The organism is Melioribacter sulfuriphilus (assembly GCF_052656625.1).
The window spans coordinates 50,573-71,185 of record NZ_JBQXXK010000005.1; the positions used below are offsets into that span (position 1 = coordinate 50,573).

At 34.7% G+C, this 20,613-nt stretch carries 26 protein-coding genes and 1 pseudogene; all 27 read left to right on the forward strand.

Features of this window, described 5'->3' with window-relative positions; translation table 11 throughout:
- The first annotated feature begins 38 nt into the window (after nucleotides 1–38).
- Complete coding sequence (locus ACUN8G_RS07500; protein WP_437346375.1) at nucleotides 39–614, forward strand: hypothetical protein; 576 nt, start codon at nucleotides 39–41, stop codon at nucleotides 612–614.
- Between the two features lie 420 nt (nucleotides 615–1,034).
- Complete coding sequence (locus ACUN8G_RS07505; RefSeq protein WP_437346374.1) at nucleotides 1,035–1,166, forward strand: hypothetical protein; 132 nt, start codon at nucleotides 1,035–1,037, stop codon at nucleotides 1,164–1,166.
- Nucleotides 1,167–1,436: 270 nt separating this feature from the next.
- Nucleotides 1,437–1,991, forward strand: coding sequence for a thioredoxin family protein (locus tag ACUN8G_RS07510; RefSeq protein WP_445480922.1), 555 nt, complete (start codon nucleotides 1,437–1,439; stop codon nucleotides 1,989–1,991).
- A gap of 206 nt (nucleotides 1,992–2,197) precedes the next feature.
- Complete coding sequence (locus ACUN8G_RS07515; protein ID WP_437346372.1) at nucleotides 2,198–2,800, forward strand: TetR/AcrR family transcriptional regulator; 603 nt, start codon at nucleotides 2,198–2,200, stop codon at nucleotides 2,798–2,800.
- Nucleotides 2,801–2,853: 53 nt separating this feature from the next.
- Nucleotides 2,854–3,264 carry a NifB/NifX family molybdenum-iron cluster-binding protein gene (locus tag ACUN8G_RS07520; protein ID WP_437346371.1) on the forward strand — a complete coding sequence of 137 codons (411 nt, stop codon included), beginning with the start codon at nucleotides 2,854–2,856 and terminating at the stop codon, nucleotides 3,262–3,264.
- Between the two features lie 9 nt (nucleotides 3,265–3,273).
- A complete protein-coding gene (locus tag ACUN8G_RS07525; protein ID WP_437346370.1) occupies nucleotides 3,274–3,903 on the forward strand; it encodes an FmdE family protein in 630 nt (209 codons plus the stop codon).
- Nucleotides 3,904–4,009: 106 nt separating this feature from the next.
- On the forward strand, nucleotides 4,010–4,759 hold the full coding sequence (locus ACUN8G_RS07530) for a sulfite exporter TauE/SafE family protein (RefSeq protein ID WP_437346369.1): 750 nt from the start codon (nucleotides 4,010–4,012) through the stop codon (nucleotides 4,757–4,759).
- Entirely contained in the window at nucleotides 4,756–5,835 is a 1,080-nt protein-coding gene (locus ACUN8G_RS07535; protein ID WP_437346368.1) for a porin, read from the forward strand. Before ACUN8G_RS07530 ends, ACUN8G_RS07535 begins: the two co-directional genes overlap by 4 nt.
- 31 nt (nucleotides 5,836–5,866) lie before the next feature.
- Entirely contained in the window at nucleotides 5,867–6,469 is a 603-nt protein-coding gene (locus ACUN8G_RS07540; RefSeq protein WP_437346367.1) for an FmdE family protein, read from the forward strand.
- Nucleotides 6,470–6,731: 262 nt separating this feature from the next.
- Nucleotides 6,732–6,908, forward strand: coding sequence for a hypothetical protein (locus tag ACUN8G_RS07545; protein ID WP_437346366.1), 177 nt, complete (start codon nucleotides 6,732–6,734; stop codon nucleotides 6,906–6,908).
- A 287-nt stretch (nucleotides 6,909–7,195) separates the two neighbouring features.
- The gene (locus ACUN8G_RS07550; protein ID WP_437346365.1) at nucleotides 7,196–7,318 is read left to right on the forward strand and encodes a hypothetical protein; all 123 of its coding nucleotides are present in this window, start codon (nucleotides 7,196–7,198) and stop codon (nucleotides 7,316–7,318) included.
- A gap of 631 nt (nucleotides 7,319–7,949) precedes the next feature.
- Nucleotides 7,950–8,297: an ArsR/SmtB family transcription factor gene (locus tag ACUN8G_RS07555; protein WP_437346364.1), complete on the forward strand. Its 348-nt coding sequence runs from the start codon at nucleotides 7,950–7,952 to the stop codon at nucleotides 8,295–8,297.
- A 353-nt stretch (nucleotides 8,298–8,650) separates the two neighbouring features.
- Nucleotides 8,651–8,890 (forward strand): thioredoxin family protein, encoded by a 240-nt coding sequence (locus tag ACUN8G_RS07560; protein ID WP_437346363.1) that lies wholly within the window; start codon nucleotides 8,651–8,653, stop codon nucleotides 8,888–8,890.
- A 1-nt stretch (nucleotide 8,891) separates the two neighbouring features.
- Entirely contained in the window at nucleotides 8,892–9,287 is a 396-nt protein-coding gene (locus tag ACUN8G_RS07565; RefSeq protein ID WP_437346362.1) for a thioredoxin family protein, read from the forward strand.
- A gap of 99 nt (nucleotides 9,288–9,386) precedes the next feature.
- Nucleotides 9,387–10,088 (forward strand): cytochrome c biogenesis CcdA family protein, encoded by a 702-nt coding sequence (locus tag ACUN8G_RS07570; protein ID WP_437346361.1) that lies wholly within the window; start codon nucleotides 9,387–9,389, stop codon nucleotides 10,086–10,088.
- A 1,148-nt stretch (nucleotides 10,089–11,236) separates the two neighbouring features.
- A pseudogene (locus ACUN8G_RS07575) lies at nucleotides 11,237–11,931 on the forward strand (damage-control phosphatase ARMT1 family protein).
- A gap of 1 nt (nucleotide 11,932) precedes the next feature.
- On the forward strand, nucleotides 11,933–12,340 hold the full coding sequence (locus ACUN8G_RS07580) for a hypothetical protein (protein ID WP_437346360.1): 408 nt from the start codon (nucleotides 11,933–11,935) through the stop codon (nucleotides 12,338–12,340).
- Entirely contained in the window at nucleotides 12,333–13,976 is a 1,644-nt protein-coding gene (locus ACUN8G_RS07585; protein WP_437346359.1) for an NAD-dependent epimerase/dehydratase family protein, read from the forward strand. The genes ACUN8G_RS07580 and ACUN8G_RS07585 overlap by 8 nt, the downstream gene beginning before the upstream one ends.
- 36 nt (nucleotides 13,977–14,012) lie before the next feature.
- Nucleotides 14,013–14,354, forward strand: a complete 342-nt coding sequence (locus tag ACUN8G_RS07590) for an oxidoreductase dimerization domain-containing protein (protein ID WP_437346358.1) — start codon at nucleotides 14,013–14,015, stop codon at nucleotides 14,352–14,354.
- A 26-nt stretch (nucleotides 14,355–14,380) separates the two neighbouring features.
- Nucleotides 14,381–15,211, forward strand: coding sequence for an Mrp/NBP35 family ATP-binding protein (locus ACUN8G_RS07595; RefSeq protein WP_437346357.1), 831 nt, complete (start codon nucleotides 14,381–14,383; stop codon nucleotides 15,209–15,211).
- Nucleotides 15,212–15,239: 28 nt separating this feature from the next.
- Nucleotides 15,240–15,635 carry a rhodanese-like domain-containing protein gene (locus ACUN8G_RS07600; RefSeq protein WP_437346356.1) on the forward strand — a complete coding sequence of 132 codons (396 nt, stop codon included), beginning with the start codon at nucleotides 15,240–15,242 and terminating at the stop codon, nucleotides 15,633–15,635.
- Between the two features lie 2 nt (nucleotides 15,636–15,637).
- A complete protein-coding gene (locus ACUN8G_RS07605; protein ID WP_437346355.1) occupies nucleotides 15,638–16,429 on the forward strand; it encodes a sulfite exporter TauE/SafE family protein in 792 nt (263 codons plus the stop codon).
- Nucleotides 16,430–16,464: 35 nt separating this feature from the next.
- The gene (locus ACUN8G_RS07610) at nucleotides 16,465–17,832 is read left to right on the forward strand and encodes a tetrathionate reductase family octaheme c-type cytochrome (protein ID WP_437346354.1); all 1,368 of its coding nucleotides are present in this window, start codon (nucleotides 16,465–16,467) and stop codon (nucleotides 17,830–17,832) included.
- Nucleotides 17,833–17,874: 42 nt separating this feature from the next.
- Nucleotides 17,875–18,309, forward strand: a complete 435-nt coding sequence (locus ACUN8G_RS07615) for a CGGC domain-containing protein (RefSeq protein ID WP_437346353.1) — start codon at nucleotides 17,875–17,877, stop codon at nucleotides 18,307–18,309.
- Between the two features lie 74 nt (nucleotides 18,310–18,383).
- A complete protein-coding gene (locus tag ACUN8G_RS07620) occupies nucleotides 18,384–19,295 on the forward strand; it encodes a radical SAM protein (protein ID WP_437346352.1) in 912 nt (303 codons plus the stop codon).
- On the forward strand, nucleotides 19,285–20,163 hold the full coding sequence (locus tag ACUN8G_RS07625; protein WP_437346351.1) for a PLP-dependent cysteine synthase family protein: 879 nt from the start codon (nucleotides 19,285–19,287) through the stop codon (nucleotides 20,161–20,163). The genes ACUN8G_RS07620 and ACUN8G_RS07625 overlap by 11 nt, the downstream gene beginning before the upstream one ends.
- Before the next feature lie 128 nt (nucleotides 20,164–20,291).
- On the forward strand, nucleotides 20,292–20,537 hold the full coding sequence (locus ACUN8G_RS07630) for a DUF5320 domain-containing protein (protein ID WP_437346350.1): 246 nt from the start codon (nucleotides 20,292–20,294) through the stop codon (nucleotides 20,535–20,537).
- Nucleotides 20,538–20,613: the final 76 nt, after the last annotated feature.

Genomic DNA, 20,613 nt, shown 5'->3' on the forward strand with positions numbered 1-20,613 from the left:
CTGTTAAATAGAAATATTAAAGAAAAAAGGACTATAAGATGAAAACTCAAAAACTCTTATTTATTCTGTCTTTCTTCGCAATAAGCAGCTATTCTTTAACCCAAACAATCAACCGCAGCGAATTTGATGATGAAATTGCCCCTTGGCATAAGAAGGCAATAGTAACTTGTGGCATGCTGAAGAATATGGACACATTTGAGCATGAGAAATTCATTAAAAAACTTGATGAACTTGATGCTGAATTAAAAATTCTCGCTGAGAAATATTTGAATAATCCGCCGGCTGAATATGCAAAGGATCCATTGTGGAAAACTTATTTTGAAGATCTAATGGACAATACAAATGTTATTCGAGAAAGAGCAGAGAAGAAACAATATCGACTCGCACAAAAGTATTGTCCATATTATTGTATGACTTTTGGAAAGATGCACAGGAATAACGGCAGAACAGATTTAACTGACTTGATGTTTTCATGGAGAGCAGAAATAAAAAATGTAATGGATATGTATCTCGCTGGAAATGTTGAAGGGGCAAAAAATCATCTTGAAATTGTTGACGTGGTTTATCGGAAAGTAAAATCCTATCAGCAGAAAAAAAAACGATGCAAAGTTTAATGAACTTTTTGCTCCTGTAGAAGAATTAGTGCGCTTGTGGCAGGAAGGAATTAAAGATGATAATTTTGAAGAAGCCAAAAAAAACTTCAACAAATTTATGAGCGAGTTTAGTAAGCCGTATCTGGCAACTTTATAAGAACATAATTATGAGATTTTTTAATTGGTAAAAATATCAATTCAGTTTTGGCACAGAATATCAAGAAGAGAAATTACGTGGTTTACAGCTACTAATGTGGATAAGTGCACCGGCTGCGAGTTGTGTTATTATAAACTGCGGACGCTAAGTATTTAAGTATAACAAAACTACTTGTAAAGCGACTGAGGAAACAAATTACAATTGTATGGTTGACTGCTCAACTTGCTCTACGGCTTGTTCAATAGAAGCAATTACTTTTCCAGGTCGTGATATGATATGGAAATTTGAGAAAGAATATAAAAATATTTACGCAAGTAAGAAAAGAAGGAAAAGAAAAACGCGAGGAAAAAATTCTAAAAGAAAAGGCAAAAGCAAAAGCTGTATCAAGCAAAATTAACAACAAGAATAAAACTTGAATTCGCCGAACAATTTGGAGAAAAAGAATTGCACAAAATTCTTAAAACATTGGTTGCCGGTAATCCGTTTGATGTCGTAAATTTCCAAATACATGCCTCCTATTTGAGAAGTGCAGATGAGGGAGTCCCTTGTTGTTCTCCGTTTAAAATTGTTTCAGCGGGAAAGAGTGATAATTCGGAAATTGCCAGTGATGTATGAAATTTGTTTAAAATAAAGTGATAATTTAGTAAACTAAAAAATTGTAAATAAAATTTATGAAAGGAATAATCATGGAATGGTTGAAAAATCTTGAACAAGCAAAAGAAGAAGCGATAAAAACGCACAAACTAATTCTTCTTCAATTTGAAATGGATAATTGCGGCGGTTGTAAAAAAATGAACACGACGACATATCTCGATAAAAAAGTTCTTGAGGAGATGAATGAATGGTTTGTACCTCTGAAACTTGATTTGATTAAAGACAGAGAAGTTAGAAAGTTGCTCGGAGCTTACTGGACTCCGGCATTCTATTTCCTTGATCAAAATGGCAATTCTTATTTTCATTTTAATGGTTATCTGCCGGCGGAAGAATTCAGGGCGATGCTAAGAATAGGAATTGCTGAAACAATTATGCCACGTGGCAGATACGAGGATATAATAAAAATTATTGATAAAGATATTGATGAGTTAATAGATACATCACTTTATCCAAAACTTTTAATCGCCAGAGAAACAGCACGCTACATCAAAATAAAGGATAATTCATTACTTAGAAAGACATTAAAAGAGATACAGAGTACTCATCCATATTCAACAGAGGCCAAGATGTATTTCTGGGATGAATAATATTTTAGTAAACACTACACCTGTAAAGAACATTTAAATTCTTATTGGTATTACTATACAGGAGAAAGTAATATGCACCATTTATGCGGAAATGATACTTTTTAACTATGACTTCAATCATATCAAAAAATTATTTTTATTAAGTACTTGACAATAAAATTTAAAGATGTATTTTAGTAAGTGAGTGTTTACTTTTATGTAGAAAAATGGCAACAGAAAGATTAAATACAGAAACAAGACAAGCGCAGATAAAAAAAGCAGTACTTGATATCATTTCTACGGAAGGCATAGGAAAACTATCTACAAGAAACTTAGCTTCAAAAATAGGAGTTACCGAAGGCGCTATTTTCCGTCATTATTCTTCTAAAAAAGATATAATGTTATCAATACTTGAAGATGTAAAAAATGAGTTATTGGCAGCTCAAGAAGAAATAACCTATTCGGCCGATCTTAATGCAGAAGAAAAACTCTTCAAATTTCTTTGTAAGCATATTAAATATCTTGTCGAAAACAGAGGAATTACCATTCTTTTATTTTCCGAAGCTGCTCATATGAACGACTCGCAATTAAAGAGTGGCTTGCGAGATATTTTGCTTACACAAAAAGAATTTATAAGCAGAATTATTAAACAAGGTATGAATGAGGGACTCTGGGATAAATCGTTAAATATTGATAACGTTGCTACACTTTATATGGGAATACCAATTTCATTGAATATTGAAATGATTCTACAAAAAGTTGAACCAAAGAAAGAAAAATTTTGTGAAAAAATGATCTGCTTAATAAAAAGAGTATTAGAAAAAAAATAAAATTTTTTGTTATAATAAGTGAGTGAACGATTACTTATTAAAGGAAGCCTAAAATGAAAAATCAAAACATCAACATCGCTGCAGTTACCGATGATGGAGTTACTATAAGTCAACACTTTGGAAGAGCAAGATTTTATGAAGTGCTGTTTATCGAAAACGGTAAAGTCATTAAAAGAGAACGCCGGGAAAAACTTGACCATCATAATTTTGCGCGAGAAGCACATCATCACCGGGCTAATGAACTGCATGGTATGGATGAACATTCACATAATAAACACGTAAGTATGGCAGAAGCAATTAAAGATTGCCAGATTTTACTTGCACGCGGAATGAGAACCGGTGCTTACCAAAGCTTGATTCAATTAAATATAAGGCCAATTGTTACTGATATAAAAAATATTGATGAAGCAGTCCAGGCTGTTCTTAACAATACAATAATTGATCACACGGAAAAATTGCATTAGGAGGTTATTATGTTTCAATTACCAGAATGGAGCTTTGAATTTCATGGGCATCGATGCCCATTTATGCCAATTGGTTACAGAATGGGAACATTGGCTCTTGAAAAACTTGCTGTTGCAAAAAGTCTAAACCACGAAATGCATGTATTTTCTGAAATGGGTGTTGGCCATCCGCAAGGCTGTATGCAGGATGGAATTATGGCGGCAACTGGGGCAACTTTTGGAAAAGGTATGATTGAAAGATTGAACTACGGAAAAATTGCAGCAATTTTTTGGTACCCTGGTAAGAAAGATGCAGTAAGAATTTTTCTTAAAAACGAATTTCAGGATAAACTAGCACCTCACGAATTCTTTGAATATCGTAAACAAGGTATTGAGCCAACCGAAATTCCAGAGGAAATTAGAAAAGATATTATTGATATAGTCCTTAATGCTTCCAACGAAGAATTATTTGAAGTGACTATCTTAAAAGATTTTCACTATCAACCGGTTAAAGGTTCTTTCAATAAAGCTAAATGCGAAGTATGCGGTGAATATGTTTTTGAAAGGTACTTGCGTGTTAAAGATGGGAAGAAAGTATGTATCCCCTGTTCCGAAAGAACAAAGGAAGAAGTAATAATTCATTTACCAAATATTGGATAATAAAGTCATTACTAGGACCGAAATGAAGAAACTTTCCATTTGATTATAAAAGGCCGTTTCTCAAAAAAACTCGTTTGCAATTACTAAAGAAATCAAGAGAAAAAATATGTTATACCTGATTGTATCAATCTTAATATTTATTGTTTCCTTCGTCTTTGCTATGCTTGGCTTGGGTGGGGGTATGGTTTATGTACCTATCCTCAAATGGGCGGGATTTTCAATGAAGGAAGTAGCAATACCGCTTGGTTTATTATTAAATGGATTGAACACATTACTTGCACTAATACCGTACTCAAGAAAAAAATTAGTCGATTGGAAAGGCGGCGCAGCGATGGCAATTGCTGCGTTAATCTTTTCACCTATTGGGGCTTACACATCTCAGTTTGTTGCTGAAAAACCTCTGATGCTCCTATTCGCACTTGCAGTTATAGTGGCTGCAGTAAGAACTCTTTGGGCTTCAAATCAAAAAGAACCAGAAGAAGTAATGCCATTGAAAAAGCGTTCTTTAATTGGTAGCGGAGTTGGAGCTTTTGCCGGTTTTGCAGGTGGATTGCTCGGCATCGGTGGCGGATTTATAATCGCGCCAATATTGATGTGGATGGGATACAAAACTAAAGAAGCAGCAGCTACAACTGCATTTGTTGTTACATTCTCATCCTTCAGCGGATATTTAGGACACGCAGCCGAAGGAAAAATGAATTGGACTCTAACAATTCTAGTCGTGATTGCAGTGATTATTGCTTCACAACTTGGAGCAATGTTTATGTCAGGTAAAGCAAAACCAAAAATGGTCAAGCAAGTGTATGCTATTGTGCTTCTTGGAATAGCAATTAAACTGATTTTGGGTGTAATATGAAATTATTAGTCCATTTCATTACTAATTTAAAATCAGAGAGAAGATATAATTTATTTAAGCATATAAGATTACTCCATGCTACTCTCAATGATATAAGAATTTCAACATTGATAGTATATTTCATTTTTGGTCTATCACTATCGGCACAAAATACGGAACCAGAATTGCACGGTTACATTCAAACAAGATTCAGTACCAACTTTGATAATATGAATGATTTTATGATTCGTAGAGCAAAACTCTGGATTGATGGGAAAGCGCCCGAGCTGCAAAATGTAACTTATAAAGTTCAGGTAGTTTACCGTTCAGCTACTGATGAAAATTTATACCTACAGGATGCTTTTGTTGATATAAAATATAAAGTTGGATTTTTGAGGATTGGTAAGTTTGTTCCGAACTTTACTTTGCAAAGAATGCAATCCGATGCTTTTATTCCGGTATTAGAACGAGCAAATGTAATCAATAACTTAATCCATGGAGATAAAAGTTCAGCACGAGAAATTGGTCTTGAAGGTAATTTTGATTTGCTCAATTCAAATATGAAATTTAGTATCGGAATTTTTAATGGCAATCAGAAAACACCGGGCAGGAATATCAGCAATAAACTTCTTTACACCTCAAAAATTAGTTACAATATTTTTAACAATAAAGATGAACTTTTAACTATAGGGGCATCTTTTGCTTACAGATATTTAGATAATCAAATTTTAGCCAGGATATTTCCCCCACATGAATTTATAACTGGCAATGATTATCGTTATGGATTTCAATCAGAATTTAGGTTCAATAAATTTGAATTCCAGAGTGAACTTGTAAAAACAAATATTATCAATAAGAATGCTTGGGGATATTATGCCTATGCAGGATATTATCTATCAAAAAATTTTCAAATGCTGGCACAAATTGAAAAATATGATGATTTAATTCCCGAGACAAATAACAACGAATGGTATCTAATTGGTATGAATTATTACTTTACACAAAAAAATAAAATAATGGCTGATTTAAAAACTCAGTTTAATGAAGATGGTAATACATATTTTTTTCAAATACAGTATCAGATATTTTTTAATTAAATAAACGTTCATAAAAATAGGGAGTTATAATATGGTTAATCCAAAAGAATGGTTAGAATTTGGACAAAAGTTCCACGGACATAAATGTCCTGCAATGCCAATGGGGTTAAGAGTGGGCGCAGCAGCAATGAACAAGCTCGGAGTTGAAAGAGCCAAAGACGGACAGATACTCGCGTATGTTGATCTTGGCGAGGACCACTGTGCTACTTGTTACGCAGATGGTTTGCAGGTAATTATGGGAACTACTTTTGGAAAAGGCAACATCAAAAAAACACACAAAGGGAAATGGGCTGTTACAGTTGTAGACAAAGCAACTGGTAAAGCTGTACGTGTTACGCCTAAAGCAGAAGCAATGCTTGCAAACAAGCAGACTGACTTTTTCAAAGAGTACAGAGAAAAAGGAATTCCTGCGAGCCAGGTTCCTGATGAAGTTGTTGAACCTTTAATTCAAAAGGTTATGAATGCACCCGAAGAAATGTTGTTAAACATTTCCGAAGTGTTTGATTATAAACTCGAACCAAAGAAAGACAGCTTTAACGGATTCGTTTGCGAAGAGTGCGGCGAAATGACAGTCGAAGGATATGGAAGAATAAAAAACGGTAAACACGTTTGTATCGATTGTGCAGCAAAATAAAAGTTCATTAATAAACTGACAATAAACGGAGCGGCGTTGTGCCGCTCCACAATAATAAGCAATTCTAACGCTTCCTCACCAAAAAGTTCAAACATTTTGAGCAGAGGGACACAATTAAATTTTCCAATGAGTGATTTTTTTGATGTTTTAGGCACCGATTGGGAATAACCTGACTATCTTGGTTTTGCAGAAAGCAATGGTTTCACAAATTCAGTAGTTTCATTAGTAGTCTGCACAAAGTATTATTTTGTAAACGGCTGGTATGGGATGGCTGAAACCGTTTTCCATTTTGTACAGCTGGGTTGGTCCGGCTAATACCTCAGATTCAAAAACTGAATGGGGCTTTAGTATCGGAACTCGCTATGCAATTCCGCTAAGTGAAAATGTTGGGTTGGATTTATCTGCAAAGTATCAACACAATGTGGATAATTTGAGTTAATGGAATACTTATGTCAGTTTGATTCATAGGTTATAATTTTTTCAACAAACGGGTTGAACTTATCTGTCCACTATTACAATAAGAGTGAAATATATTACACATTCATTCACACAAACATGATTCTGAAACATCAGAAAAGAATTTGTTAATTATATAGCTCTAAACTTTTTTATAGCAAAAGCTAAAGTAATTGGCGAATTCATTTCCGGCAGTTTATCGCTCATTTCCGAAGTAATCCACAACTTAAGTATTGGTATTGAATAATCATTACCTACATTGCAATATGCTTGAGCAAAAAACCAAAATCTTTCAAATATACGTTTGGATTGAAACTAGCCGAGATTTTAGTGGCTATGTTAAATGCGAGTACACTTATCATAATCAGTTTTTTTAATAAAAGGAGCGATTGAAAGATTCTATAACCCACAACGAATAACCTGAAATATAATGCTGATTGTAACAGCAAAAGAATTAGCTGCAAACGTTATTGAAACGCTTTTACTTAAAAAAGGTTCGGAATGAAATTTAAATATCCATGCTGCTTATTTTCATTTACTTAGCGATGCAGTCTCTTCTCTTGCTGAAATTATCAGCGCAACATTTATAATCTTTTTCAAATTTTTATTGGATTGACCCACTTTTAACAATATTAATTTCTCTTTACATTCTTAAATAAACTTACGAAATAGTAAAAGAGACGGTTGATATAATTATGATTTCTATACCGGAAGGAATAGATTTAGATGAAATAAAAAATCTAATAGATGTTACTGAAAAGTAAAAAATATTCATCACGTTCATTTATGGAAATTGTATTATAACAATATTCATTTTGAGGCCGATATTGTAGTTACTAATATCTCTGTAAAAAAACCTCGGAGATACAAAAACAAATTAAACAAAAACTCCACAAAAAATATAAAATAAACCACACTAAACTTCAGTTTGAATATGTTAAACTTGGAGTTAAAAATATCCTCCAATAATTTTGAAGTTGACTTCGGTATACTTATATTTCGGTGTGTAACGAAGTATATTTTTATGAAAAGCTCACCAAATTTATTTAAAGTATTATCAGATAACAACAGGCTGCGAATAATAAAAATGCTCCAAATACGCCCATTATGTGGTTGTGAAATAATGAGTATTCTCAACTTAGCAGCATCAACAGTTTCACAACATTTGAGTTTGTTAAAAAAGACGGGCTTTATTATTGAGAAAAAAGAAGGGAGATGGACTAAATATTATATAAATAGCAGTGCGTCTGATGAGCGTATATTAGCAATTCTAACGACATTTGATTTTTGGATAGGTGATTTAAAGAGTGTTGAAAAAGACCGTGTGAAAGTAAGATCTATTAACAAATATGCTTTGTCCTGTAAAAAATAGTTCGTTTAATACCGAAGTATAATTCTTAATATAAAATGGAAATAAAATTAATTAATCACCAACGGAATTGTCAGCAAAAATTGAATCTGAGCCTGGTGAGAGTCAGATTCGAGAAACGGCTATCATCTTTGAGAATGAGGCTCATTAAAAGATGCCGTAATTGTTCGAATTACATATCGACTATGGCAAGTATGTTGGCATAGGAGTTGTAAACTTATTGGGCAACGGTACTTGCATTCATTCTGCATGTCAGAAGATTAGTCGGGACTGAAATAATAAAGCAAATTAAACGGACAACTGTCAAGAATACAACTGCAAATTCAATAACTATTTTACAAGGAGAAAAGTAAATTATGCTATCGGTAAAAGTTCTCGGTCCTGGCTGCTCGAAATGCCGGACGCTTGAAGCAAAAGTAAAAGATATAATAGCTAAGAATAATATTGAGGCAATTGTTACAAAAGTTGAAGATATTAATGAAATGATGAACTATGGAATAATGATGACTCCAGGATTGGTTATTAATGAAGAGGTAAAAAGCTTTGGTATTATTCCAAAAGATGAACAAATTTTAAAATGGTTGAACGGAGATTAAAATGAAGAAAGTACTATCATTAATATTGCTAATAACATTCATTACTACTCAGAGCTTTAACGCTCAATCAAAAAATTATAAAACAAATACATCAGACATTAAAAAAGAAAAAGTTACATTCATTGAATTGGGATCGGTCAATTGTGTGCCATGCAGAATGATGCAACCAGTTATGAAGGCTGTTGAAAAGAAATATGGCGACCAGATTAAGGTTGTTTTTTATGATGTGTGGACTCCGCAGCAGAAAAAATATGCTCAGATATATGGAATAAAATTAATACCTACCCAGATTTTTCTGGATGAAAATGGAAAAGAGTTTCATCGCCACGAAGGCTTTTATCCTGAAGCTGAGATTGACAAGATATTACAGAGCAAAGGATTGAAACCAAAAGGTTAAACATGACTACCATTGCTGGAGTGTTTGAGCCTAAGCAGTCTTGAAATATTAGAGATTACTACACCTGCAATAACAATATTAAATAAAAAAAGGGAAATAATGTTAGATAGTTTATTCGCAGCACTTTATGAAGCGATGATGGGGACAGCCTGGATTGCGGTACTTGCATCCCTTGGATGGGGAGTTCTCAGCATCCTGCTATCGCCCTGTCATCTTTCAAGTATTCCACTGATAGTTGGCTTTATAAGTTCTCAAGGGAAAATGACCGTAGGAAGAACGTTTAATATTTCACTTGTTTTCTCGTTGGGAATTTTAATAACTATAGCTTTGATTGGGTTTATTACCGCATCCCTTGGTAGATTAATGGGGGATCTCGGTACATTCGGAAACTATTTTGTTGCCGTTATCTTCTTTTTTGTTGGATTATACCTTCTTGATATAATAAAGTTAGACTGGAACAATTCTGTTATTAAACAAACAAAAACGAGAGGATTAGTTGCAGCGTTGATACTTGGTTTACTTTTCGGGTTGGCACTCGGTCCTTGTACATTTGCTTATATGGCACCTGTGCTCGGTGTTGTTTTTCAAACAGCACAAACGAATTTCATCTTTTCAATTTTACTCCTCCTTGCTTTTGGAATTGGACACTGTTCTGTAATAGTTGGAGCTGGAACTTTTACCGGAAAGGTTCAACAATATCTTAATTGGTCAGAAGGCACAAAAACAATTTTATGGACAAAAAGAATGTGCGGTGTTCTTGTAATACTTGGCGGTATTTACTTAATAACTAATGTTAGCTGAGATATAGGCTTCACAGGCAATAAAAAAATTTTGACTTGGACTCTTTGGCTGAAGGCATTATTACTTTTAACAAAAAATTTATGGTACTCTATTTTGATAAAACAACTGAAAAGATTACCGGCTCTGAAAAGTAGAAAGTTACTGACAAATGCAGCACGAACATTTTAGAATTCGAATACTACTTAGCAGAGTATCCTATTTCAAATGTTCTTCAGAATAGCAAAATATTTATAACATTAGCACATCAATTCAAAGCAACTTGCCTAATACTTTTAGATATGTCTGAATACCTCAACAAGGAGATGTGAAAAAAAGCTTACCAGATGGCTTAATAATTTCTTTTCTGAAAAATTACTATTCTAAATATGATTGATAGTTTATTGGAAAACGACAGGTTATTTATAGGTAGGAATGGGACTGTGTAAGAAACGAAAATTTATAGTCAGTACAGAAAAGCGAAAAGAAAAATGTTGGACGATTGTTTACTGACGATCCCCCAAAATATCTACAATTAAACACGGATAAATACCTTATTGAATCGAACAGTTTTTAATTTTGCTTTTTTATCTATAATATCTACAGAATTTCTTGTATCGGTAAAAGAATCAGAATTAATTATAATTTGCTCCTTGAATTCGTAAATAAGATACTGCTAAGAGGGAGATTATCTCTTCCTCGTCGTATACCGTTATTCTTGTCTCCACTTAATTAAGAGCTATTTATTTTGCAATATTTTCCAATAGATGCAATTCTATCTGTAACAGAAATTGCTGCTTTGTTTGTGTAGATTGGTTCTGGACTCCTTCCATCCCGTATTCTTTAATTAATAAAAAGATTAGTGCAATAATAAAATACACTTATTCAAACTTTGCATTTATGCAATGTTCTTTAAAATAATTCTTTGAAAAACAACTAAAAATCCAGGTGGATTTTTGGCATATAAATTGGCTATTAAGTTTGCAAATAAAGGTGATGCGTAAAATGTTTTTTGATCCGGCATGTGTACCCTGTATTATTAAACAAGCATATAACACTGCTAAGCTATTTACAAATGGGAATAAAGATTTACAACTTAAAATTATCAAAGAGGTATGCTCAGCAGCTTTAGAAATTGATGACGACTATAGTGCGCCCAAGTTTTCAAAAAAATGCAGTCAATAGTAGAAAAGTATTATGGCAAAGAAAATCCTTATGATAAAATAAAGGAAAATAATTTAAAGAAAGCCGAAAAGTATTACATGTTTTTAAAGATGATGGTTGAAGGGTCTAACGATAAACTCAATACAGCGATGCGTGCCGCTATAATTGGCAACATAATTGATCTTGCTGCAAATCCCGATTTCGATATTGAATATGAAATCAACCGAATTGCTTCCAATAATATAGATTTATCTGCTTTAAATAAATTCAGAGAAGATTACCTAAAAGCAGATATTATTCTTTATATCGGTGATAATTACGAAGAAGCATTATTTGATAAATTTTTAATAAACGTGCTGCTTCCCAAAAAGGTTGTTTTTGCAACACGCTCAAAGCCTGTTTTAAATGATATAACATTTGACGATGCATTACATTTGGGAATTGATAAACTCTGTAAAGTAATTGAAAGTGGTAGCACTATTGCGGGTACCGACTTGAGTGAATGCACACCAGAATTTTTAGAAATTTACAATAAAGCCGATATAGTATTGCAAAAGGGCAGGGTAATTACGAATCATTACTTAACGAGACTCGACCTATTTATTTTCTTTTCAAAGTTAAATGCGATGTAATTGCAAAAAGAAGTGGATATAATAAAGGAATGGAAGTTCTGCTTTATAATCAAACAAATAAATTGTTTTAATATGAAATCAATTAGTTATAATAAACTGTTGTCAGTTTTTCTCTGGCTTGTTGCTTTACATTCGTTGCTCGTAGGAATTGGATTAATAATTATGCCCGGTTCGCTTGTGGAGTTTATGGGATATACAAGTTGCAATGAAAGATTTTTTCGTGCGCAGGGTGGTGTTTTTCATATTGCAATAGCTGTAGGTTATGCATTATCTGCATATAATCCCAAACGTTTTGAATGCTTAATTATCTTTTCAATTATTGTAAAATTTATTGCTACCGTATTTCTATTAAGCTATTGGATATTTGTAACGTCTCTTGCATTAATAATAATATCTGGTGTGTCTGATTTCTTAATGGGAATAATTATTCTGTTTCTTTTCGATAAAACGAAGAATAGAGAAGAAATGAGTGATGAATAACAATCATTCAATCGTAATTACCGGCGCAAGTGGATTTATCGGTCGTACTCTTCTCGAAAGTATGAAAGATGAATTTACGATTTATGCTATTGCGAGAAGGTCGAGAAAGGAAGCGAATATCCCTTATCATAAAAATATAAACTGGATCCAATGCGACATTGCAGATAATCAGACGCTCAATGAAGTAACAAGATTTATAAATGAACGAGGTGGTGCGGATTTTGTAATACACCTTGCAGCGTTTTACGATTTCACTTACAAAGACAATATAGAATATCAGCGCACAAATATAGACGGCACGAAAAATACCTTAGAATTTGCAAGAGCCATCAACGTTAAAAGATTTTTATTTGCGAGTTCCCTTGCAGCATGCAACTTCCCGAAGGAAGGCGAGGCGGTAAATGAAAACTCCACGCCCGATGCAGATTTCGCTTATGCTCGAAGCAAAAAAATTGGCGAAAGCTTAGTAAAAACCTACTCAAATTACTTCCCATGTTCGGTTATAAGATTTGCTGCTGTTTACAGCGATTGGTGTGAGTATGCCCCCCTTTATAAATTTATTTCTAGATGGCTTTCTCGTAAAATTGATTCGAGAATGCTTGCTGGCAAGGGTGAATCTGCAATACCTTATATACACGTTCAGGATATTGTTTCTTTAATTAAAACAATAATAAAGAAGAGTAATGATTTGGGAAGATTCGAAATTTTTAACGCTAGCCCTGATGGTTCAAGTTCACACAAAGAATTGTATGAAATAACAACGTCTTATTTTTACGGTAAGACATTTAAACCTATTTACATTCCCAAACTCTTAGCTTACCCCGGCTTAGCATTCATAAAGTTGCTCAGGCATTTACATTTATTTTGTGAAGAACCGTTTGAAAAATTCTGGATGATAAAATACATCGACAAAAAATTGAACGTGGATGCAAGCTATACTCGTGAAAGACTCGGCTGGGAGCCGGCAAAAAGATATCATATAGCAAGGCGACTTTTGTTTCTGTTAGAAAAATTAAAAAGTCACCCGGATGAATGGCGATTGAAAAACGAAGTGGCAATGCATCGCGTTGCAAGAAGAATAAATCTGATCATTTACAAAACCCTATCCGAAATGAAGGAGGCGATACTGCAAATAATAATCTCGAAAATTAAAGCCCCTGAAAATCGATTAAAGTTTGAGCGTTACAATCAGTTGGACCCGGATGATTTCCAATGCTATATAAGCACACTTTACCATTTGCTTATGGCTACAGTACGAAGCGGCGATAGAAGTTTGATGATTCAATATATCGACGAAATTGCATTAAAAAGATTCGCTGAAGGATTCGAGCCCGCTGAAATCTGCGAAACACTATCAATTTTCAAAAAAGTTATTGTTAATGAATTGAATACAAAAAAAGAGTTGAAAAAAATTGGACAGGACATTTATGATCATATTGGTCTTACGCTTCAATTGGCGGAAGATGAAGTTGAAGATTTATATGACAGGCTTATTCAAAAAATGCCGACAGATAAAATTTCTGATGTGGCCTTACTACCCGATTGCAAAGAATTACAGAAATTGATTAGACAGTTAAGTGCTTTTTATCAAATTGCGCCCGATAATGTTAAACAAAACGAACATATTAACTCATAAATAATTAAAAAAAGGAAATCAATTCCAGAGGAGAAAATGATGCAGTACGATGTTGTAATAGTTGGAGGAGGACCTGCCGGTGTTACGTGTGCACTATCGGCAAAAAATACTTATCCAGCTAAATTACCGGGTGCTTCGGAAATTACTGTTAAATTAATTTTTTCGACTTACTCCCACACTTTAATGGGTGCACAAATTATGGGAGGCGACTCGGTTGGCGAGATGATTAACATAATTTCCGTTATGATATTAAATAAAATGACAGATATCGATATTAATAATTTACAGATAGGCACGCATCCTTTGTTAACGGCATCGCCTATTGCCTACCCTATTATTAACGCAACTGCAGATGCAATTAAGAAATGGTATAAATAATTATATGCATAATTAGGGGAGCTAAAATGACAGAGCAAGAAAAATTAAAAGCATTTGAAGAAGAACAAAAAAGAATTAATGAAAACATATCAAAAATAAAACATCGTATTGCTGTTTTCAGCGGTAAAGGTGGTGTTGGTAAAACAACAGTTAGCGTTAACATCGCTTACTCTTTACAGCTTGACGGGTTTTCAACCGGAATTCTCGATGCTGATATTACAGGTCCTAATGTCGCAAAAATGCTTGGCGTTGACAGTGAACTTATTGTTCTGGATTCAAAAATGATTCCTTTCGAAAAATACGGTACAAAAATGATTTCTATAGCATCCTTGATACGAAATGGACAGCCAGTTATCTGGCGTGGACCGATGAGATCAAAAGTAATAAATCAATTTCTTGCCGATGTTGAATGGGGTGAACTTGATTATTTAATAGCAGACCTTCCTCCGGGAACTGGTGATGAAATTTTGACTATTGCACAAGAAATGAAACCTGACTGTGCTGTTATTGTTACTACCCCTCAGGAAGTTTCTGTTATTGATGCAGAGCGAGCTATTAATATGGCTAAGGAACTTGAAATTCCATTTATAGGAGTAGTTGAAAATATGGCCGGCTTTGTTTGCCCTCATTGCAATGCGGTAATTGAAATCTTTGGAACTGGCGGCGGAGAAAAATTAGCGAATAAATATGAACTACCATTCCTTGGTTCAATTCCAATTAATATTGACGCGCGTATTCTTGGTGATAAAGGCAAACCTATTGTTCTTGAAAAACCAAAATGCGAAGTAACAAATGCCTTTAAATCAATTGTAAATCTGATTGAAGAACATTATAAAAAAGAAACAAAAATAAATTGACCATTTGCTGAAGGGGAAATAAGTAAGTATGAGTGAACTGGAAAAAGTAATCGTTAGCATGGACTTCTGGTTTTGGGGAACAGGCCAGCACAAAATCGATGCTGAATCATTTTTTAAAAAAGATGACTCAGTACTCTTGGATGTAAGGGCAGAAGAGGAAACAGCAACAATTAAACTAAAATTAAAACACCATTTTCAGGTAATAGAAATACCTTTTCATGAACTCCCGTCAAGATTAGGTGAATTGCCTAAGGATAAATTTATCGGCGTATTTTGTTCAAGCGGCGTCAGAAGCGCTATCGCATTTGCTTATCTTAAAAGTAAGGGCATTGAAAATGTTAAAATGCTCGACGGAGGATATACCCAGCTTATAGAGACTTTAATGCCGGGGAAGATCTTTAAGCATGTCTATAAGGAGAGATAAAAATGAATGTAATTTTGTTAACGCTAATCATTTTATTAATATCTGTTTTTATGACTATGACAGGACATGGTGGAGGTAATTTTTTTGTAATTACACTTATCCTATCGGGTACAGAAACGCATATAGCAGCAAGCACCGGACAGTTTATATTATTTACAGCAGCATTTTTTGCAATGCTTGTTTTCGGAAAGAAAAAGTTTGTTGAATGGAAGTTGGTCGTTTTTGTAGGAGTGCTTATAGGTGTTTCAGCCTTTATTGGAGGTTTCTTTTCAGATTATGTGGACGGAAGAATACTTAAATTGATCCTTTCAGCGTTCTTATTTCTAATAGCAGTTTTAATGTTGGTGCCAATTAACAAAGAGGTAGACCAAGTATTAAAAACTGGATGGATGTATTGGAATATTAAATCTTTTGACGAATCGGTTATCTATCCGCTTAATTTAATTTTAATTGTACCCGCTATATTTATATTTGGATTAGTAGCCGGTATGGTCGGCATTTCAGGTGGTTCATTCATTGTCCCTCTGCTTGTACTTTCATGTAACGTGCCAATGAAGAATGCCGTAGCCACTGCAAGTACATTAATATCAATATCGGCATTAACCGGATTTTTAGGGCATGCAGTCAAAGGTCATTTTGATTACCGTTTAGCAATTCCTCTTGCAATAGGCGGAGTTATAGGTGGTGTTCTTGGCGGTAGTATTGCCTTAAAAACTAAACCAAAAATGTTGAAGACTCTATTTGCATTTACAACATTTATTGCAGCAGTAATTATGGCGCACAATGTTTTTTAAAGTGAGAACACAGTAGTTTAAAAATTGGAACATGTATGAATAATAAAATAATTCTGTTTTTTTTCTTTTGCAGTGTTTTTCTTTTTGCTCAATCTCATAAGGACATGATTGAAGGCCCGTTTTCAAATCCCCAGGAAGTAACCGAACAATGTTTAACGTGTCATGAATCTTCTGCAAAAGAAATTATGAAAACAAGCCATTGGACGTGGCTTGACGAAAAGTTTGTCGATGCAAACAACGACACATTGCAAATGGGAAAACGTAACTTTATAAATAACTTTTGCATAGCATTACCTTCAAATTATCCGCGCTGCACGAGTTGTCATATTGGTTATGGCTGGAAAGATTCAAATTACGATTTCAATAACGAAAAAAATGTTGACTGCCTTGTGTGTCATGATTTATCGGGTACTTACAAAAAAACACCGACCGGAGCGGGGATGCCCGATCCAAAGGTTGATTTGTTGGTCTCTGCTCAAAGTGTAGGCAAACCAACTCGCAAAAACTGCGGAACCTGCCACTTCGACGGCGGAGGTGGAACCGGAGTTAAGCACGGCGACTTGGACGACAGTTTATATGAGCCGGCACCAGAAACTGATGTTCATATGGGTAAACTTGATTTTCAATGCCACGAATGTCATTCATCGACCGGGCATGTGATTAAAGGCGCAAGCCACGGTTCAATGGCGGCTGGTCAAAATCATATTTATTGTACCGATTGCCACGAAGGCGCAATTCATAAATACAAACTAATTGATAGACATTCAAATTCCGTTGCGTGTAAAACTTGCCATATTCCTGTATTCGCAAAAGTAAGGCCAACTAAAGTTTGGTGGGATTGGTCAAAAGCTGGCGAGGATAAAACCCAACCAAAAGACGAATTTGGTGAAGAGACTTATAATAAAATGAAAGGCGAATTCCGGTGGGCAAAAAATGTTATACCTACTTATAAATGGTATAACGGAAGCGCTTCGTATTATAAGATTGGGGACAAAATTGAATCCGGGAAAATCTTAGCATTAAATAAACCTAATGGAAATATAAAAGACCCTAAAGCTAAAATTGCACCATTCAAGGTTATGCGCGGCAAGCAAATTTACGATCCTCAAAACAAGTATTTGATTGTTCCAAAACTTTATGGTGAAGATGGCTATTGGAAAACTTATGATTGGAATAAAGCAGCAAAAATCGGGATGAAAGAAGTTAATCTCGATTACTCAGGCAACTATGATTTTATTGAGACCGAAATGTATTGGCCGATTAATCACATGGTTGCGCCAAAAGAAGAAGCCTTAAAGTGCAAAGACTGCCATAGCACAAACGGACGTTTGGATTGGAAAGAACTTGGATACAAAGGCGATCCGAGAAAAATTAAAGGAAGAAAGCTTGACGAAAGTAAATAACATAAAATAGAAATTAAGGATGAGATAGCTGTTGGACAGCAAGTGAAAATAGGAATAATAATTTGCGACAGATATAAAAATTGTACTGGCGGAAAATGCTTAAGATCTATTAAAGAAAGAGCAGGAGCCTTCCAGGTATATAAAGATAGAGATGTAGAACTTGTCAGTTACACAACCTGCGGCGGCTGCCCCGGCGAAAATATAGAGTATGCATCGGAGGAAATGAAAAAGAACGACGCTGAAATTATTCACTTTGCAACGGGAATGGTTGTCGGCTACCCTTTGTGCCCTTATGTAGGATACATTAAGAAGTCTATTGAAATCAAATACGGTTTGAAAGTTGTTGTTGGAACATATCCTGTACCCGAAAAATATTATCGCGTTCACACTAAACTGAATACTTGTAATACACGTGAGTGGGGAGAATTTACCAAACCGACATTAAAAGAAAAGGAATTAAGATTAGCTTACGGTTAGTTGCAAAGGAACAATTCAAAGGATTAAAAATGATAGTTTTCGGTCCAATACCGTCGCGAAGATTAGGAAGATCATTGGGAATAAATAACATACCGCCAAAAGTTTGCAGTTATTCATGTATTTACTGCCAGCTTGGCTCTACTAATACAATGTCGATTTCGAGAAAAGAGTATTATTCAACAAACCATATTTATGACGAAGCTGCAGAAAGAATAACTCAACTTCAAAAAGCAGGTGAGCAAATTGATTACTTAACTTTTGTGCCTGACGGCGAACCTACACTCGATATTAACCTTGGAAAAACTGTCGACAGGTTAAAATCATTCGGGATTAAAATAGCGGTCATTACTAATTCATCTTTAATGAATGATGAAGAAGTAAGAAGAGATTTGATGAAAGCAGATTGGGTTTCGGTTAAAATCGATTCTGGTTATGAAAATATCTGGCGTAAAGTTAACAGACCACACGGATTGCTTGACCTCCATGAAATACTTCATGGAATAGAACTGTTTGCGTATACCTACAAAGGAGTTCTGGTAACCGAAACTATGCTTGTAAAAGGTGTTAACGATAGTATTGAATCTCTGAGTAAAACTGCACAAATAATAAGCGAAATAAACCCGCATAAATCTTATATATTGGTTCCTACGCGTCCGCCCGCCGAGAAATTGGTAAATATTCCGACTGAAGAAAGTTTAAATGCAGCATATCAAATTTTCAGCTGTCTATTGAATAATGTTGAGTTAATAGTTCACAACGAAGGAACGGACTTTAGTTATTCTTCCGATGCTGAAAAAGAATTGATGAATATTCTTGCGGTTCATCCAATGCGTAAGGATGCAGTTGAAAAATTTCTATCTAAAGCAAATTCTAATTGGGAAATGATCAACAGCATGCTCAGAAATAACTTGATTAAGTTCGTTGAATACAACAATGATTTATATTACATAAAAAATATTCACTCACGAGAGATGAATGAGAAATAATTGTTTTGATATTGTATTGGGATCAACAGGCAGAACGCTATACGTTAAACTCGGTAGCATTTCGAAAGGATTGAAAGCTAATATTTATTCAAAACTTGATTATATGAATCTGGGTGGCAGCGTTAAGGATCGAATTGCAAGATACATGATCGAAAAAGCTGAACGCGAAATTAAACTAAAACCGGGCGATGTGATTCTTGATAATTTTTATGGCAACACCGCTAACGCTCTATCTATTGATTGCCGTAAAAAAGGATACAAGATTAAAATAGTGATTCGTGACACTGCGAGCACAGAAAAAATAAAAATGCTTGGAGTGCTCGGAGTTGATGTAATTAAGGTAGATGCGTCGCTTCTACCTGAACATCCAGAGTCGTGCTATCAATATGCGTATAATCTTGTAAAGGATGATTTTTCACTTTCCTGCTTCGATCAGCATAACAATCTTGACAACAGCGCGCACTTTGTAACAACGGGACCTGAAATTTGGAAACAGATGAACGGAAAAATTGATTATTTAATCGACGAAATTGGAACAGGCGGAACAATTATTAGTGACGGTAAATATTTGAAAGAAAAAAATTCCAATATAAGAGTATGCGGCATCAATACGGTAGGCTCCATCTTTTATAAATACTTTAAAGGAAAGAAATTAATAAAACCCTCACGTTCTCTGATTGAAGGAATTGGCGATGAACCTTTGATAAAAACTACACAACTCGACTTGCTTGACGATATGTATCAGATTGAAAGTAAAATCGCAATTGAGTGGACAAAAAACTTGCACTCGAAGAAGGAATTATTGCAGGCGGCTCGAGCGGACGCTAACATTTTGGGAGCAGTTAAATTGGCAAATGAAATTAATTAAAAAGCTGGCATCATAACATTAATTTATGATTCGGATTATAAATATTTTCAACAATGTATAACGATGAATGGCTAACTGAACATCATTTGATCTAATAATATTAACAAACAAAAACATAGGAGGAATTTATGCCCGGATTTGATCATACTGGTCCAATGGGACGAGGTCCTTTAACAGGTAGAAGAAGAGGACGCTGTTTTGATACGCAAACAACGCAGACTGAAAAAACTGCAGCACAGTCTTCTGAAAACAAAGAAGAGGTTTATGGATTAGGCCGTGGTGGCAGACCTCGTGGTGGAGCAGGAAATCGTTTCCGAAGCGGTTGCGGTAAAGGTGGCGGAAGAGGTCGTGGTAGAAGATTCGTGAATAGATAATGATCTTTTCTCCTGTCGGACATCGCGTGTATTTTTATATCCTTGGAATGCCATCTCACGCAAAGACGCAAAGGTT